This is a genomic window from Rhodococcus sp. 5A-K4, from assembly GCF_046097995.1.
Classification (GTDB): domain Bacteria; phylum Actinomycetota; class Actinomycetes; order Mycobacteriales; family Mycobacteriaceae; genus Rhodococcus_F; species Rhodococcus_F erythropolis.
Genome location: NZ_JBJURM010000054.1, coordinates 1 through 14,659 on the forward strand (window position 1 = coordinate 1; position 14,659 = coordinate 14,659).

A 14,659-nucleotide genomic window follows, 5' to 3' on the forward strand; every position below is an offset into this window, starting at 1 on the left:
AGGCGGGCGGTGCGACGGATGCCCAGCCCGTCGATCAACGACCTCCTGATCGCTTCCACACGGTCGTCAGGCATAGGCTTCCGCCCGGACTTCTTGGCCGTTCGACGAAGCCCTGCGAGGATGCGCTCGCGGATCATGGCCCGCTCGAACTCCGCGAAGACGCCCAGCATCTGGAACATCATCCGGCCTGAAGGCGTCGAGGTGTCGAGGCCCTGCTGGTGCAGGTAGAGGTCCACATTCTTGGACTGGATGTCGTTCAGGAAAGCCACGAGGTCGGGGAGGCTCCGGCCGAGGCGGTCCACGCTCCACGCCATGATCTGCTCGAAGTCCTTGCGCGCCACGCCCTTGAGCAGCGCGTCGTAGCCGGGGCGCCGATCACGTCCCTTGACGCCAGAGATGCCTTCGTCGGTGAAGGTCGCGGTGACGGTCCAGCCCTGACGCTCGGCGACGGCCAGCAGATCGCGAAGCTGGTTCTCGACGGTCTGGTTCTTATCGGCCGTGCTCACACGGGCGTAGATCGCGACGCGCTTGGTCAGGGGTGTTCTCCGATTGCAGTTGGGAGAACGTAAGGGTCTCATGGATCGGCAGAGCGTCAATCAGATCGGGCGAACGACCGCTCTTCCCTCGGCGCGATGAAGAGCCGGTCGCAGTCGTCACCGCTGGTCAATGGGATGACCTCAAACTCTTCCCCTGCCGCCTCCACGGCTTCAGCGGCCAGTTCGTTGAACTCCTGCTCGAAGCCGGATCGGCGGAACAGCACCACGCCGTCCTTGGCGTCGAGCACTCCATACGCCGGGGAGCCTTCGAGAAGGGTGTTGAGCCGATCCATGTTCTTGGAAGGCGTGAGGCGTCGGATGGTTCAGAACGGCTCAGTTGGGAAGTGAGGCGACGATCCCGGCAGGCCGTCGTGCGGGCGCCGTCAGGCGCGGTCGCTCCGCTTCCAGTGCGGCAATGGCGTCGTATTGAAAGGCGAGTCGTAGATAGTGCTGACGATGCTCGACGACGAAGGTCTTGCTGGCCTGCTCTCGGGCCAGCGCAGCCCGCAGTCGATTATAGCTGGTCGGAAGACGCATGCGATCTGAACGCCGATCACAGGGCCGCGTTCCCCAACCGTTGTTTTCGAGGTGACTCCGCTCAGCGAGCATCAACCGCGTCCAGCGGCATGACGAACATCTGGCTGTAGCCTTGGCCGCCATCGCTCGTGGTGAAGACCACGAAGTCCTCTCCAGCATGATCAGCCGCCTCGCGCACCAGATCGCTGAACTCGTCGATGTGGTCGGGCTTGCCGATCAGCACGAAGCCGTCCTTGTCCCGCCGGATGTCGTAGGCGGGGTGATCCATCAGCAGCTTTTTCAGCAGCCGTCCCATGGCTGGAGGAAAACACTGGTCATTATGACGGTCAAGCTGAGCGGTGTGCTCGAAATCAGATGGTGTCGAACACATCGACGCACGGTTCTGAAAGCCCGGATTTCCGGGACGCTGAAGGACCGGTTTTCAGGGGTGTTTGGGAGAACGGCTATTCCGGCTCGCCCTCTATGAATTTCCTTCGCCGCTCTGGATCGGTCTCTTTGATTAGGTCGAGAACGAAGATCGCGGCATCTCGCTTCTTCTTGTTGATCCGCTTCTTCGGTGGGGCTGGAACAGCGGACGCCGAAGTCGGCGGCGCAGGAGGCCACGGGTGCGCCCCGAACATCACCTTCCCGGTAGTGGGAGATACCACCTGCCCTGTCCGGGCGAACTCTTTGAGCCAAGACTCGGGATAAAGAGCCGTGCTCCCCGTCTTCTTCTGGAAGTAGGGAGGTCGCTTGTGCGGCTCCGTGTTCATGGTGTCGGGAGTGAACCGAACCATCGGTGCGGCCTCGTCCCGCAAGAAGACCGGCTCCCCCAGCAGGGCGGACAACTGCTCCCGCTGCTTCTCTTTCTCGGACTTCCGGGGTGACGGCATCGGCTGGCTCAAATTTATTTCGTTGCCAAACTCGTCGCAGACCAGCCGTTAAGTTTGCCAGAATCGCACCCATGACCTGCGTGGACTTGCCAAACTTGCCCCGCAGCGTTTTGACCCTTTGCCAGACTCGGTCCTTCGCTCGACCGGCATTGCCAAATCCGCCATCCACGCAAAATGCGAGGACAGATTTGGCAAATTGCCTTTGGTTGTCAATGACATCAGTCCGCGTATTCTATTGATGTCTGGCCAGACCGAGGAGGGTTATCACGCCCTCCCGTAGAGACCTCATCCAAGGTCTCAGCACCACCCGAGGCGAGGGATCGTCCTCACCTCTGACGGGACTTCCATCCCGATACGACGACTACCGCTCCGAACACTGCTTCGGGGCAGCGATGAACTGTGGGCGCCCACCAACCAACCGAATGCGACGTGCGTGAACATCAACAAATCGGCCCCAACGGCCACAAACATGAAGGACGACGAGAATGACGAAGACGAAAGGAGCGGACGGAACAGTCCGCAAAACACTGGAGGACTGGGAGGCGGTGCCGACCACCAATCCCCTGTGCGACGACATCGACGATGCCGCGCGGAAGCTCGGCTATGTGTTCGACAAGACCAAGACGGCCGAAACCGGAGCGATCCTGTGCGGGCAACCCGGCATGGGCAAGAGCGAAGCGATCCGCCAAGCACTCAGCGCGGCCGGTCTGAAGGGACTGTTCTTCAAGCACGGCGATCAACGCCAGCTTCTCGACGCCTTTGAGATGGCGCACCGCAACCGCCAGCCGCTGATCCTCGAAGAGGCCGACAACGTGCTGAAGTCGGAAGGACAGGCCAATATCCTCAAGGAGGCCATGGATCAGGCGGGGAACCGGGTCTGGACAACCAAGCGTAGGGAACCAGACGAAGACGGCAAACTGGTGATGCAGGTCGTTCGCATACCCCTGACTGCACCGCTGGTCCTGACCTCCAACAAGGACTTGCGGGACGACCGGCAGTTCGAGCCGAAAATGCGGCCCCACGTCAGCGCGCTGCGGTCGCGCGTCGCACCTCTCTACATCGGCGCAGATCGCCTGACTGCGTGGGAATACTCCTGCTATCTCGCGATCTGCCAGCGCATGCTCCACAAGCCTGACGAGAGAACATCAATCTCTCCAGCTATTCAGGACCGTGCGCTGGAGTGGTTCACGGTGAACCTCCTTCGACTGGAGGACGGGTCGCCCCGGACGCTCAAGGCTGTCGCCAAGTTCATCTCCTACAACCCCGAGCAACCTCGCCTCTGGGCAAAAGACATGAAGGCAATGCTGGTCAGCCCCGATCAGCCCGACTTCATTCCGCCGGGCGGCGTCATGCCGCGCATTTTCCTCGACCGCATGGCCAAGGCTCGCATGAGCCTCCGGCGTGCTGCCTAAACCAGTCAGGAGTAAAGCACATGCGGATTATCGCTTGGGCTGAACGTCAGACGCCCGGCCCAATGGCCGAAGCACTCGACGCTCACAGCGTGCCATACCGCCTTGATCAAGGTCACGATGGCTGGATGTTCAGCGTCCTGCCTCGCGACTGGATTTTTGTGAGGACCATTGCTGCCGAGGCCGGATTTGGAATCGAGCCTTTCGAATGCGAGGCAGAAGCCGATCATTTCAGCGGGGCGGCCGTGGCAGGTTTCAGAGCGGCTCGTTGAGACGCGCAACCAATGCTCGGTTGGCGGTAGCGAGAAGTTGCTCCAGCCGCGCCGTCTGGGCTTGGCACCGCGCAACAAGAAGGTCTTTGCGCTGTTCGAGCCAATCTTCTGGGTGGTCACCTCGCTTCCATCGTTCGAGGTCATCTAAGCCAAACAAGAGGTCGTCGTCATTCATCGACGCGCCCCTTCTGGGAGCCAAAGCACCGCCCACGCGACCCTCGCCGCGAGCATGATACGGCCTTCACGCCAGAGGGTCTGGAAGAGTTCGACCAGAGCGTCAGCAGACGCTTCACGCCCCGCCCGGAGACAGAGGTAGTTATCCGCTCGGCAGAGCCAAGCGGACGAAAAGTGCCTTCGAGAGTCAGTCAGGCCGCGTTCGAGAAAGTGGTGGTAGATCGTCATACCGGAGGTCTCCTTTCCGGTATTTATCTGCGGCCAGCCGATTGCATCGCGCAGAGTTAGAAGCTCGGCGAACGCCGATTCGCATGAGGCCGAGAATCGCGCGATGGTTCGGGTCTGCATGCGCGGGTAGCTCTGCGTGTGCTGCAAAAAGCCAACGGGAGACTGCGCCTTCGGGCGCGTGACGCGCCATGCAGCTAAAGTCGTTTCGCATCACCAACTTCCGCTCGATCAACGACAGCGGTGACATCGACGCATCACGGATCACCGCCCTACTGGGCCGGAACGAAAGCGGCAAATCCAATCTTCTTCGAGGATTGCACACTCTGAATCCCGCCGAGGGTTTTGCCAAGCTGAACCCCATCAAGGATTTTCCGCGCCACAGAAAACTTGCTGAGTGCTCAGACCTAACTCAGGTCGTCTCCACAAAATGGACGCTTACGCCGTCAGAACAGGCAAGACTTGCGGCCACATGGCCTCGTGCCAGCGGGGTGACCGAGGTCGAGATCGGGCGTCGATACGGCGCAACGCGCTGGGTGAATATTGCGGTCCCAGCAAGCGCGTTTGATATCGCGGAAGTCCGAAATCTCGCGAAGAAGATCGTGGCGGCGGTCAAGGCAAAGGCTGCGGGCTTGGATGAGGCCGCAAAGGCGGCTCTGGAAGCAGCGGCCGATACCTTCGATGCCGAGATTGTGGCCAAGACGAGCGAAAAAGCGTGGGCTGAGGCGGCGAAGCCAGTTCTCGCAACGCTTCGCGTCGCGCTGGCCACGGCCGATGCCGAACTGAGTGAGACACAAGAAGCATATGTGATCTCCCTTGAGGATCGAGCCGAAGCGATCCCCAAGGACGAAGACGCTCATGCGGCGGCTCGGAACTGGTTGGTGGGGCTGCTGCCGGTGTTCCTCTATCTCGACGACTATCCTGAGATTGAGGGCCATCAGGACATCGCGGCCTACCTGTCTCGACAGCAACATGGCGGGACAACGGACGCCGACCGGAACTTCCAGAAGCTCTGCAAGGTCGCGGGTTTGGACCCCGAACAGCTTCAGACGCTCTTCCAATCGAACGATCAGGAAACCCGAGCGCAATTGGTGAATCGCGCCGGGGCTGTAGTCACGACAGCCATTCGGGAACGCTGGAAGGACCGCCAGCTAAAAGTCCGTTTCAACCTCGACGCTCAGCACTTCGACACACTGATTTCGGACCCGAACGCCATATACGACGTCGAGGTAAATCTCGACGAGCGGAGCCGTGGCTTCCAGTGGTTCTTCGCGTTTTACATCGTCTTCGCAGCCGACACGGATGGCGGCGATGCGGATGACGCAATCCTGCTCCTCGACGAACCCGGTCTCTACCTTCACGCCAAGTCGCAGGGTGATCTGCTCAAGCACCTTGAAGACGATTTCGTGAACCAGATTCTCTACACAACCCACTCGCCCTTCATGGTCCCCACGCACCGATTGGACTCCGTGCGAACCGTGAACATCGCGGAGGGCGTCGGCACCACAGTCTCGAATGATCCGACTGGTGACGCTCGCACGCTTTTTCCCCTTCAGGCGGCGTTGGGCTACGATCTCGCTCAGAGCCTGTTTGTCGGCCCGAACAATCTTGTTGTCGAAGGCGTCACGGACTTCTGGATACTCTCGGCGGTGTCAGCGCATCTGAACGATCTCGGCAAAACCGGACTCCATGGCGACCTGACGATCACCCCGGCGGGTGGCGCGCAGAAGGTCCACTACATGGTGGCTCTGCTCACCTCGGAGCAGCTTAACGTGCTGGTCCTGTTCGACGATGAGAAGGATGCGAAGGCCACGAGAGACGACCTCGTGAAGGGCAAACTAATCCGTGGCGATAACGTGGTCTTCGTCAGCGGCGCCTTCCCCAGCGGTGCCGCGCCTTCAGAGTGCGACATCGAAGACCTGCTCGATCCCAGCACATATGAAAGCCTCGTTCGAGAAAGCTATGCGAAGGAACTGAAGGGCAAGAAGCTCACCCTAAACAGCCATGTTCCAAGGATCGCCAAGCGCGTCGAACTGGCATTCTCAGAAGTCGGATTGGAGTTCCATAAAACCCGGCCGACGCGCCTCTTCCTGACCAAGATGGCCAACGATCCTGCGTCCGTTCTGTCATCAGATTCGCTCGACCGGTTTGAGAGCCTTTTCGGCTCGATCAATGCAGCTTTCCTCAAGCATGCGGCTCGCGATACTAAGCCCTTCGCCTGAACCTGACGCGACCGACGCCGGTCAAAACACGTGCGGTGTGCCTAATCGGTTGACCGCTCGCTCCTCAGTCGATTCAACGATCCCGTGCGGTCATCGCGCTGGGGGCTTCAGTGGCTACGCTTACGCAATCGGAACTTGAACGGCATCTGTGGCAGGCGGCGGACATCCTTCGCGGCCATGTCGATGCGGGGAAGTTCAAGGACTACATCTTCGCCCTGCTGTTCTATCGGCGCCTTTGCGACGTGTGGGACGAGGAGTTCGAGGTTCTGCTGGCCGAGACCGGCGACCGCGAGGAGGCGGCCGATCCTGACGAGCACCGCTTCCACGTCCCGCCGCAGCATCACTGGAATGCGGTCAGGAAGCACGCCACCCAGATCGGTCAGCATCTGAACAACGCCTTCGCCGCCCTCATGGACGCGAATATGCGCCTTCAGGGCGTGTTCGGCGATGTGGACTTTGCCAATCAGGAGCGGTTCCCCGACGCGCGTCTGGAGCGGCTGCTCGCCCATTTCGAGAAGCACCGGCTGCGGAACAGTGACGTGCCGCCCGACATGCTGGGCGACGCCTACATGTATCTGATCGAGCAGTTCGCCGAAGGCGCGGGCAAGAGGGGCGGCGAGTTCTACACGCCTCGGCAGGTCGTGAAGCTGATTGTCGAATGCCTCGCCCCCCAGCCGGGCATGTCGATCTACGATCCGACCTGCGGCTCGGGCGGCATGCTGCTGGAGGCGGTCCAGCACCTGAAGGACAAGGGCCAAGACCCGCGCAGCCTGTCGCTCTATGGACAGGAGAAGGAACTCGACACTTGGGCCATCGCCCAGATCAACCTCTTCCTCCACGACATCGACGACGCCTTCATCGCCAAGGGCGACACCATCCTCGATCCGAAGCGATACGACCCGCGCGCGCAGGAATTCGTGCCCGGCATCGGCGCCTATGACCGCGTGCTGGCCAACCCGCCCTTCTCGCAGAAGGTCTGGGGCCACGAGATCTGGACCAACGGCGATCCGTTCGGCCGCGACGTGTATGGCGTGCCGCCCAAGGGCTATGGCGACCTCGCCTTCGTCCAGCACATGATCGCCTCGCTGAAGGACGACGGCATGCTCGGGGTCGTCGTGCCGCACGGCGTGCTATTCCGGGGCGGTGCCGAGGGCCGCATCCGCGAAGCCATGCTGAAGGCCGACATCATTGAGGCGGTGATCGGTCTGGCGCCCAACCTGTTCTATGGCGCGGGCATTCCGGCAGCGATCCTGATCATTCGAAAGACCAAGCCCGCCGAGCGGAAGGGCAAGGTGTTGGTGGTCAACGGCGATGCCACCGTCACGCCGGGCAAGGCCCAAAACCATCTCACCGACGCCAATGTGCGGACGCTGGCCGACGCCTTCCACGGCTTCGCCGACATCGACAGGCTGGCGCGCGTTGTGCCGGTCGATGAGATCGAGGCCAACGGCTCCAACCTCAACATCAGCCGCTATGTCCAAACTGGCGCCGACGCTGAAGCCGTGGATGTGGCCGCCGAGGTCGCCAAGCTCCAAGACCTTATCGCCAAGCGCGACGAGGCCGAAGCGGCCATGTTCGGGCACTTGAAAAGGCTCGGCTATGTCGGATGAGATGCCCGAAGGGTGGTCCGCGACAGACATCGGCTCGCTATTTGCGGTGAACACACCGGGCCATTGGGGCGAGGATGGAGGCGACGGAAGCAACGTGTTCGTGTTGCGCTCCGCCAACTTCTTGAAGTCTGGTGGTTTGAAATACGAGACTGCCGCTCCCCGGAAATTTGATCAGAAAAAGCTTGGCCAGAAGCGATTGGCGGCGGGCGATATTCTGTTGGAGAGATCAGGTGGAAGCCCGGCTCAACCAGTTGGCCGGGTCAACAGATTTGAAGCAGACGGGGTGTTCTCCGCCTCCAACTTCCTCCAAATTCTTCGCGTTCGGCAGGAGGTGGATGGCTGGTTCGCCTACTATCTTCTCGATGGCTTCTATGCGGCGGGAGGCACGGAGAACCTCCAGAAGGCGACAACCGGCATCCGCAATCTCGACTTTGCCGCCTATCTCGCCACTTCCGTTCTTCTTCCACCGCTCGACGAGCAGCGGCGGATCGCCAAGGTGCTGCGGTCGGTCGATGAAGCGATAGCTCGCGAAATCGATGTCAACGAAGCGGCTGAAGCCTCGCTGGATCATGCTCTCGCTGCGACCACCCCCAGCCCCGAAAAGATTGGTGGGCACTGGACAACCACCACCATTGGAGAATTTGCGACGGTTATCACCGGCAAGACGCCGAGCACGAAGGACGCTGGTCTCTGGGGTGGGGAAATACCCTTCGTCACTCCGACCGACATGGACGGTAGCGTTCGTTCCGTTCGAGCCGCGCGATCAATAACGCAAGCGGCGATTAAGCAAACCAAGATCGCCCCTGCTAACTCGGTTCTGTTCACTTGTATCGCTTCAATCGGCAAGCTCTGCCTTAACCAAGAGCCAGTCGCATTCAATCAGCAGATAAATGCGTGCGCTTGCCGTGACGCGACCGATGCAGCGTTCCTCTACTGGACGCTTCGTCGGCTCACGCCCCAGATCAGGGCTATGAGTGGAACGACGGCGGTGCCGATTGTTAACAAGACAGCATTTTCCCGCGTCTCTTTTGCTCTCCCGCCTCCTGCCAGCCGCCACGAGATCGTCGAAGTGCTCTCATCCATCTCCGAAGTCATTGAATCGGCTCTACGAACGATATCATCACTGACGGAACTCAAGAGACGCATTTCGAGCGACCTCCTCTCCGGCCGTGTCAGGGTGCCCGCATGAGCGAATACCGCCTCGCCGAGAAGCCCGCGCTCAATGCTCTAACGGCGATGGGCTACGACGCGCTTCATCACGAGGCGGCAATGGTGATGCGGCAGGAGGCGAACCGCATCCTGCTGAAGCCGGTCTTAATCGAGGCTCTTCAGGCCCTCAACGAGGGTCTGGGCGCCGAGGACGCGGATGCGATCTACGGCGATTTGAACAACGTGTCGGACAATGAAGAATGGCAGCGGCGTCTGCGCGGCGCCTATTCCCGGCGCCTGAAGGGTGAGGCCAAGGATCGGCCGGTCGCGCTGATCGACTTCAAGCGGCCCGATAGAAACCGCTATCACGTCGTGCGCCAGTTCAAGGTCGAGGCGCAGCGGTCGCGCATCGCCGATCTGGTGGTGTTCGTGAACGGCATCCCATTGGTCGTGATCGAGGCGAAGTGCCCGCTGAAGGCGGCGGATCGCTCCGGTCAGGCGTTCGAGCAGATCAAGCAATATGAGCGCGACATCCCGCGCCTGTTCTACCCCAACGCTTTCAACATCGTGACCGATGGGGTGGCGACACTGTATGGCGCGACCGGCGCACCGGCGAAGTTCTACGCCCCATGGCCCGACCCGTGGCCGCGCTCGCGCGACGAGTTCGCCGACGACCTGACCAAAGACCTGTGGTGTCTGCTGGAGCCGTCGCGGCTGCTGGACCTGCTGGCCCATCTCATCGTCTTCGAGAGCGACCCCGACACCGGGCGGCGGATCAAGAAGGTCTGCCGCTATCAGCAGTTCCGGGCCGTCAACAAGGCGGTGAACCGCGTCGCCGAGGGCACCAAAAAGAAGGGCCTGATCTGGCACACCCAAGGCTCGGGCAAGAGCCTGACGATGGTGTTCCTCGCCCTGAAGCTGAAGACGCACCTGACGCTGGACGCGCCAACGCTCCAGAACCCGAACATCCTCGTCCTGACCGACCGCATCGATCTGGACGACCAGATTTCCAAGACCTTCGTCGCCTGCGGTCTGCCGAACCCGAAACAGGCCGCGTCGGTCGGTGAACTGCGCGAAGCGGTGGCGCGGGGCGGCTCGGGCCAAATCCTGCTCTCGACCATCTTCAAGTTCCAAGGCTCCAAGGAGCCGATCCCGAACTCGGAGGACTGGATCGTGCTGGTGGACGAGTGCCACCGCACGCAGGAGAAAGACCTCGGCGCCTTCCTTCAGGCGACCCTGCCCGATGCCCGTTTCTTCGGCTTCACCGGCACGCCCATCAAGAAGGCCGACAAGGACACCTACGCCCGCTTCAGCGAGCCGGGCGAGACCTACCTCGACAAATACGGGATCGACGACGCCGTGCGCGACGGCGCGACCGTGCCGATCCTCTACGAGGGCCGGAAAACCGATTGGTCGATCAACGAGGCCGAGATCGACATCCTGTTCGACCGCTGGTTCGTCGATCTGTCCGACGAGAAGCGCGAGAAGCTGAAGCAGAAGGGCGTCAGCCTCGCCCTGATCGCCAAGCACCCCGAGCGCATCCGGCTGATCGCGCGCGACATCTGGGAGCATTTCAAACAGACCTGCCGCCCGGACGGGTTCAAGGCCCAGATCGTCGCCATCGACCGGGAGTCGGTCGTGCTCTACCGGCTGGCCTTGGCCGAGGTGATCGCCGCCGATCTGGTGAAGGACGGCATGGCCGAGGCGGATGCTACATCCAAGGCCGAGCGGATGATCGCGTGCGTGTTCTCCAAGAGCCAAGAGGACGACAAGCCGAGTGAGGATGCGGACGTCGAGGCCGTTCGTGCCGAACTGCGCGCCCAATACCTCGACGCTGACGGGGAGAAGACAGCCAAAAAGGCGTTCAAGGGCAGCGGCGACGAGCCGAGCTTCCTGATCGTCTGCGACAAGCTGCTGACCGGGTTCGACGCGCCGAACGAGCACGTCATGTATCTGGACAAGCCCCTGCGCGAGCACGGCCTGCTTCAGGCCATCGCGCGCACCAATCGAACCTGCTCGATCAAGCGACCGGACGGCTCGACCGTCGATAAGCCGCACGGCCGGATCGTGGACTACATAGGCGTCACCCAGCACCTCGACGACGCCCTGTCGTCCTACCGCGCCGATGACGTTCAAAATGCTTTGCGCGACCTCGACCTGCTGCGTCGCGACCTGCGGAAGACCCACGCCGAATTCAAACGCCAGCTTCGGCTGCTGGGCCTCGACGGCATGGACGAAAAGGCCGCCGCATACGCCGTCGAGAAGCTGGTGGCGGATGGCCGCGAGGACGACTGGTTCGAACTTCAACGGTTGGGTCGCCACTTCGTGCGGACCTATGGCGATCTGTCCCCCGACCCAGCGATCCTCGACTTCACCGAAGACATGAAGTGGGCGGCGACCTTCCTGCGGCTGGCGCAACAGGCGATCACCAAGGACGAGAGCCTCGATCACCTGACCTACTCGGGCAAGATCAGGGACATGCTGGAGGAGCACGTTCGGGCCACCGGTCTGACCACGACCGTCCGCCTCCGCAACATCACCGATCCCGACTTTAAGGATGACTTCCAGACCGAGGAGAAATCCGAGGAGGAGCTTCACGAGGCGTTCGTGCGGAAGGCCGCCGAACTGAAGCGCGTGACCCGCGAACTGGTCGATAAGAACCCGGCCCAATACGGCCGCTTCTCCGAACGGGTGCTGGAGATCATACGCCGCTTCGAGGAAGGCCAGATCGCCGCCGCTGAGGGTCTCAAGGATTTCGAAGACCTGACTGGCGGCATCGCGGCCGAGGCGGGCGCCCACGACGAACTCGGTATGGACGAACGCGCCTTCGCGATCCTGCGGATCATCGAGCCGTATGCGCCGGATGCGGACCACGCCGCGCTACAGAGCGTCGCCATCGAGGTCGGCGATCCGACCTGAACCGCGCAACGCATCGGCGGCTCGCGCGTCGTTGCCAGTGAGGATGCTGTATAGAGCGATGTAGCCCTTCGCACACGGCAGCGGTCGTTCACCAATCTGGGTCAGCATGGTGGGAAAGGCTTCAGGGATGCTGCCGAAGGCTCGGCGCAGGATGTCGCTGGAACGGCCGTGCCGGATGACCTCGCCGAATGATGCCGGGAAAAGATCATCGTCAGCACTGTAAGGGCCGACCTTTTCTTCCTGTGTGGCCAACGCAGCAAAGATCGCCTGACGGCGGGCGGGCGCCGCCGTCAGCACGCGGGCCAGAACACCGGGGGCGGCGTCATCCAGCTTCACCAGAGCTTCCGTGCACCAGCCGAGCAAGCCTCCATCACGCATGGGCGGCCTCCCATGGGAAGCGGCCCTGACCTTGTGCGTTAGGGGCGACCTGAAAGGCGACCCACCGCCACTTCCGCGTTTCGGCCGGGGTTGTCGGCAGGTCGAAGATGATCCGCTGCGGTTCGTTGGTCAGATCGCTCAGGATCGCCTGAACTGCTGTCCCCTCCGGCATCACCACGGGCACGGTGACATGCCCTTCAGCCTCGGCCGGAGGCTCGACGAAAAGCCATTCCGTCGTTGAAAGCCACTGATGTCGGCCCGCGACGTGGTTCAGGAAGGCTTCGAGTTCGATGCCATCGACCTCACCAGCTTCGTCAAGGACTACGCTGACTGCGAGACATCGCAGCGGTTCTTCGAACGGCGCCAACTGACCTCCATTTTCTGTGGAGTTTCAGGGTCTCATGAAAGTCGGGATCGTCAACCAGATCGCAGATTGAAACCGCTGGCGCGGCGGGCGCGGTAAGGGTTCAAGACCGTCGCTTCATGATTGGATCGACGGAGAACCGGGGGAAGAACGGCTTGCGATGGTGCTGCCACATCATGCCCCACCATAGTTCTTTCGCGAGGTGGTGGCTGACACCGGGCGGCGGATTGTAGCTGGGGAACTTGTAAGTCCCGACCTCTATCTCGGTCTCGGAAAGTAGGTGCGCCAATCGGAGATAGTCGTAGATCGCCCACCGAATGTTGTTCAGAAACTCGACGATGGTGCTGGCGTGATAGAGGAACAGGTCGTTGTGAAACCACGCGAAGAACTCTTCAAGGACGGGGGTGACATGCCCCTCCTTCACGGTCACACCGTTGGTGGCGAGCGCGTCGAGCAGGTTCGCTTGATCCTTCCCCAAGCGAGCGAAGCTGTGCTTGGCGATGTTGCCGCATAGCTTGAGGTAGCGCATCCGTTGGATGGCGAATGGAGCTTCCGTCATTTGAGCGGACGGTAGGTTCATACGCTCGATGTGCGATGAGTCTTCCAGCCATGACGCGAAGGCTTCAACATGGTGCTTTAACGAGGTCACGTCGTGACCCGTCAGTGGGTTCGCGATCACCTGCCGAAGGTAAAACAGGAACGTGGTGTCGGCGGTTTTGACGAAGCCCTGCTCTTCCGGCTGGCACCGAAGATCATAGGGTCGATCCTTACCCGTGACCGGCGACAGGAAGTCCACGAGCAGGATGTTGAAAAGGGTCGCTGCGGTGTCAGTCTTGAACTGGACGTTCGTGTCTTCGACCTGCGACAGCGGCATCAGCAGGGAGTGATTGACCATCCCTTGCAGCATTTCTGTTGCTGCCTTGAGGATCACAACCTCTTGGTCGATGTCGGAATAGGCCATGCCTTAACGCTCGCGCGGGTGAGCATTCATGCAGTTGACGACGATGCGTTCGATGTCTTCGTCGTTAGGCGAATAGCCTTGGTGGTAGGCTCTGTTCATCCCACGCTCCGAGCAGGCTTTCACCGCTTCCTTCCGGTCGGAGCTTCGCTGGGCGTCCGCCGGATCGCGGTTCATCATGACGACGGCCACGACCAGAAGGGCCACGACGATAAACCCGTAGAACAGTTTGTTGTTTGTCCGCTCGTGGGCTTTTTCGGCTTCGTTCATAACGGTGATTGGTAGCGGCTGTGGATCGACTCTCCAAGTCGTCTTGAAATAAGAACATAAAGAGAACATTGAGGCTGGATGGGTGCAGCCGTTTACAGAGGTGACGAGACGACGGGGTTCCAGTCCCCGGCGCAGGATCACGTCGAGGCCGTGCCCGATCTGGCCGAACTTTTGGAGCTACGGCGGCCCCAGAGATACGCTGTCAGGGTCAAGGGCGAGGGGTTGCGGAAGCGCGGCATCCATGGCGGCGACATCCTCGTGGTCAACACCGACGCCGAGCCACGCTCGGGGAAGGTCTGCGTCGCCTTCCTGCATGGTGATGTGGTCCTCGCGATCCTCACCGAGAAGGATGGGCAGTGGTGGCTCGAACCCTCGAATGACACGCCGCAGCCGGTCTCCGATGAGACGGAAGTCTGGGCCATGATCGCCGCGTTGGTCAGGACAGACGTTTGAACCATGTTCGGCCTGATCGACGGCAACAACTTCTATGTCTCGTGCGAGCGAGCCTTTGATCCCAGCCTGACCGGCAAACCGGTGATCGTGCTGTCGAACAACGACGGCTGCGCCATCGCCAGATCGGCCGAGGCGAAGGCCCTCGGGATCACGATGGGCGAGGTCTGGCACCTGTCGAAAAGGAAGCCGGAGTATCGCGACGTCGTTGCGAAGTCCTCGAACTACGCCCTTTACGGCGACATGAGCCGGAGGGTTTTTGAGGTTCTCTCCGACCATTTCGCGCGGGTCGAACCCTACAGCATCGACGAGAT

At 61.2% G+C, this 14,659-nt stretch carries 16 protein-coding genes and 1 pseudogene; 7 read left to right on the forward strand and 10 right to left on the reverse strand.

From position 1 onward, the window contains the following. The 5 genes from ACKAMS_RS33065 to ACKAMS_RS33085 all read right to left on the reverse strand — a co-directional run. On the reverse strand, nt 1-506 hold a 506-nt coding region (locus ACKAMS_RS33065), incomplete at its 3' end, for a recombinase family protein (protein ID WP_408990076.1). Nucleotides 507-592: 86 nt separating this feature from the next. Next, nucleotides 593-829: a hypothetical protein gene (locus ACKAMS_RS33070; protein WP_003168399.1), complete on the reverse strand. Its 237-nt coding sequence runs from the start codon at nt 827-829 to the stop codon at nt 593-595. Nucleotides 830-869: 40 nt separating this feature from the next. Then, nucleotides 870-1,073 carry a hypothetical protein gene (locus tag ACKAMS_RS33075; RefSeq protein ID WP_003168400.1) on the reverse strand — a complete coding sequence of 68 codons (204 nt, stop codon included), beginning with the start codon at nt 1,071-1,073 and terminating at the stop codon, nt 870-872. Between the two features lie 61 nt (nt 1,074-1,134). After that, nucleotides 1,135-1,368: a hypothetical protein gene (locus tag ACKAMS_RS33080; protein WP_017504981.1), complete on the reverse strand. Its 234-nt coding sequence runs from the start codon at nt 1,366-1,368 to the stop codon at nt 1,135-1,137. Between the two features lie 148 nt (nt 1,369-1,516). After that, nucleotides 1,517-1,945: a hypothetical protein gene (locus ACKAMS_RS33085; protein WP_003169473.1), complete on the reverse strand. Its 429-nt coding sequence runs from the start codon at nt 1,943-1,945 to the stop codon at nt 1,517-1,519. A gap of 485 nt (nt 1,946-2,430) precedes the next feature. Here ACKAMS_RS33085 and ACKAMS_RS33090 point away from each other — a divergent pair, with 485 nt between their 5' ends. Next, the gene (locus ACKAMS_RS33090) at nt 2,431-3,357 is read left to right on the forward strand and encodes a hypothetical protein (RefSeq protein ID WP_003169471.1); all 927 of its coding nucleotides are present in this window, start codon (nt 2,431-2,433) and stop codon (nt 3,355-3,357) included. A 5-nt stretch (nt 3,358-3,362) separates the two neighbouring features. On the opposite strand, the gene ACKAMS_RS33095 is transcribed toward ACKAMS_RS33090, so the two are convergent. Then, nucleotides 3,363-3,746 (reverse strand): hypothetical protein, encoded by a 384-nt coding sequence (locus ACKAMS_RS33095; protein WP_155800680.1) that lies wholly within the window; start codon nt 3,744-3,746, stop codon nt 3,363-3,365. A gap of 470 nt (nt 3,747-4,216) precedes the next feature. Between ACKAMS_RS33095 and ACKAMS_RS33100 the strand changes: the two genes are divergently transcribed. From ACKAMS_RS33100 to ACKAMS_RS33115, 4 genes are all read left to right on the forward strand, one after another. Beyond that, nucleotides 4,217-6,247 carry an AAA family ATPase gene (locus ACKAMS_RS33100; RefSeq protein WP_035285182.1) on the forward strand — a complete coding sequence of 677 codons (2,031 nt, stop codon included), beginning with the start codon at nt 4,217-4,219 and terminating at the stop codon, nt 6,245-6,247. A gap of 110 nt (nt 6,248-6,357) precedes the next feature. Next, entirely contained in the window at nt 6,358-7,857 is a 1,500-nt protein-coding gene (locus ACKAMS_RS33105) for an N-6 DNA methylase (RefSeq protein WP_408990077.1), read from the forward strand. Beyond that, nucleotides 7,847-9,046: a restriction endonuclease subunit S gene (locus ACKAMS_RS33110; RefSeq protein ID WP_408990078.1), complete on the forward strand. Its 1,200-nt coding sequence runs from the start codon at nt 7,847-7,849 to the stop codon at nt 9,044-9,046. The genes ACKAMS_RS33105 and ACKAMS_RS33110 overlap by 11 nt, the downstream gene beginning before the upstream one ends. Beyond that, nucleotides 9,043-11,925 carry a type I restriction endonuclease subunit R gene (locus ACKAMS_RS33115; protein ID WP_408990079.1) on the forward strand — a complete coding sequence of 961 codons (2,883 nt, stop codon included), beginning with the start codon at nt 9,043-9,045 and terminating at the stop codon, nt 11,923-11,925. Before ACKAMS_RS33110 ends, ACKAMS_RS33115 begins: the two co-directional genes overlap by 4 nt. On the opposite strand, the gene ACKAMS_RS33120 is transcribed toward ACKAMS_RS33115, so the two are convergent. The 4 genes from ACKAMS_RS33120 to ACKAMS_RS33135 all read right to left on the reverse strand — a co-directional run bounded on the left by ACKAMS_RS33120 (nt 11,887) and on the right by ACKAMS_RS33135 (nt 13,895). Further along, nucleotides 11,887-12,303 carry a hypothetical protein gene (locus tag ACKAMS_RS33120; protein WP_408990080.1) on the reverse strand — a complete coding sequence of 139 codons (417 nt, stop codon included), beginning with the start codon at nt 12,301-12,303 and terminating at the stop codon, nt 11,887-11,889. The two genes, ACKAMS_RS33115 and ACKAMS_RS33120, sit on opposite strands and share 39 nt — an antisense overlap. Continuing rightward, the gene (locus ACKAMS_RS33125) at nt 12,296-12,670 is read right to left on the reverse strand and encodes a hypothetical protein (protein WP_408990081.1); all 375 of its coding nucleotides are present in this window, start codon (nt 12,668-12,670) and stop codon (nt 12,296-12,298) included. The genes ACKAMS_RS33120 and ACKAMS_RS33125 overlap by 8 nt, the downstream gene beginning before the upstream one ends. A gap of 100 nt (nt 12,671-12,770) precedes the next feature. After that, nucleotides 12,771-13,628, reverse strand: coding sequence for a hypothetical protein (locus tag ACKAMS_RS33130; RefSeq protein WP_408990082.1), 858 nt, complete (start codon nt 13,626-13,628; stop codon nt 12,771-12,773). A gap of 3 nt (nt 13,629-13,631) precedes the next feature. Next, nucleotides 13,632-13,895 carry a hypothetical protein gene (locus ACKAMS_RS33135; protein ID WP_306002284.1) on the reverse strand — a complete coding sequence of 88 codons (264 nt, stop codon included), beginning with the start codon at nt 13,893-13,895 and terminating at the stop codon, nt 13,632-13,634. 78 nt (nt 13,896-13,973) lie between these two features. On the opposite strand from ACKAMS_RS33135, the gene ACKAMS_RS33140 reads away from it, so the two are divergent. Further along, on the forward strand, nt 13,974-14,348 hold the full coding sequence (locus ACKAMS_RS33140) for a LexA family protein (protein WP_408990083.1): 375 nt from the start codon (nt 13,974-13,976) through the stop codon (nt 14,346-14,348). 3 nt (nt 14,349-14,351) lie between these two features. After that, nucleotides 14,352-14,659 (forward strand): annotated as a pseudogene (locus ACKAMS_RS33145) (Y-family DNA polymerase); the annotation flags it as partial.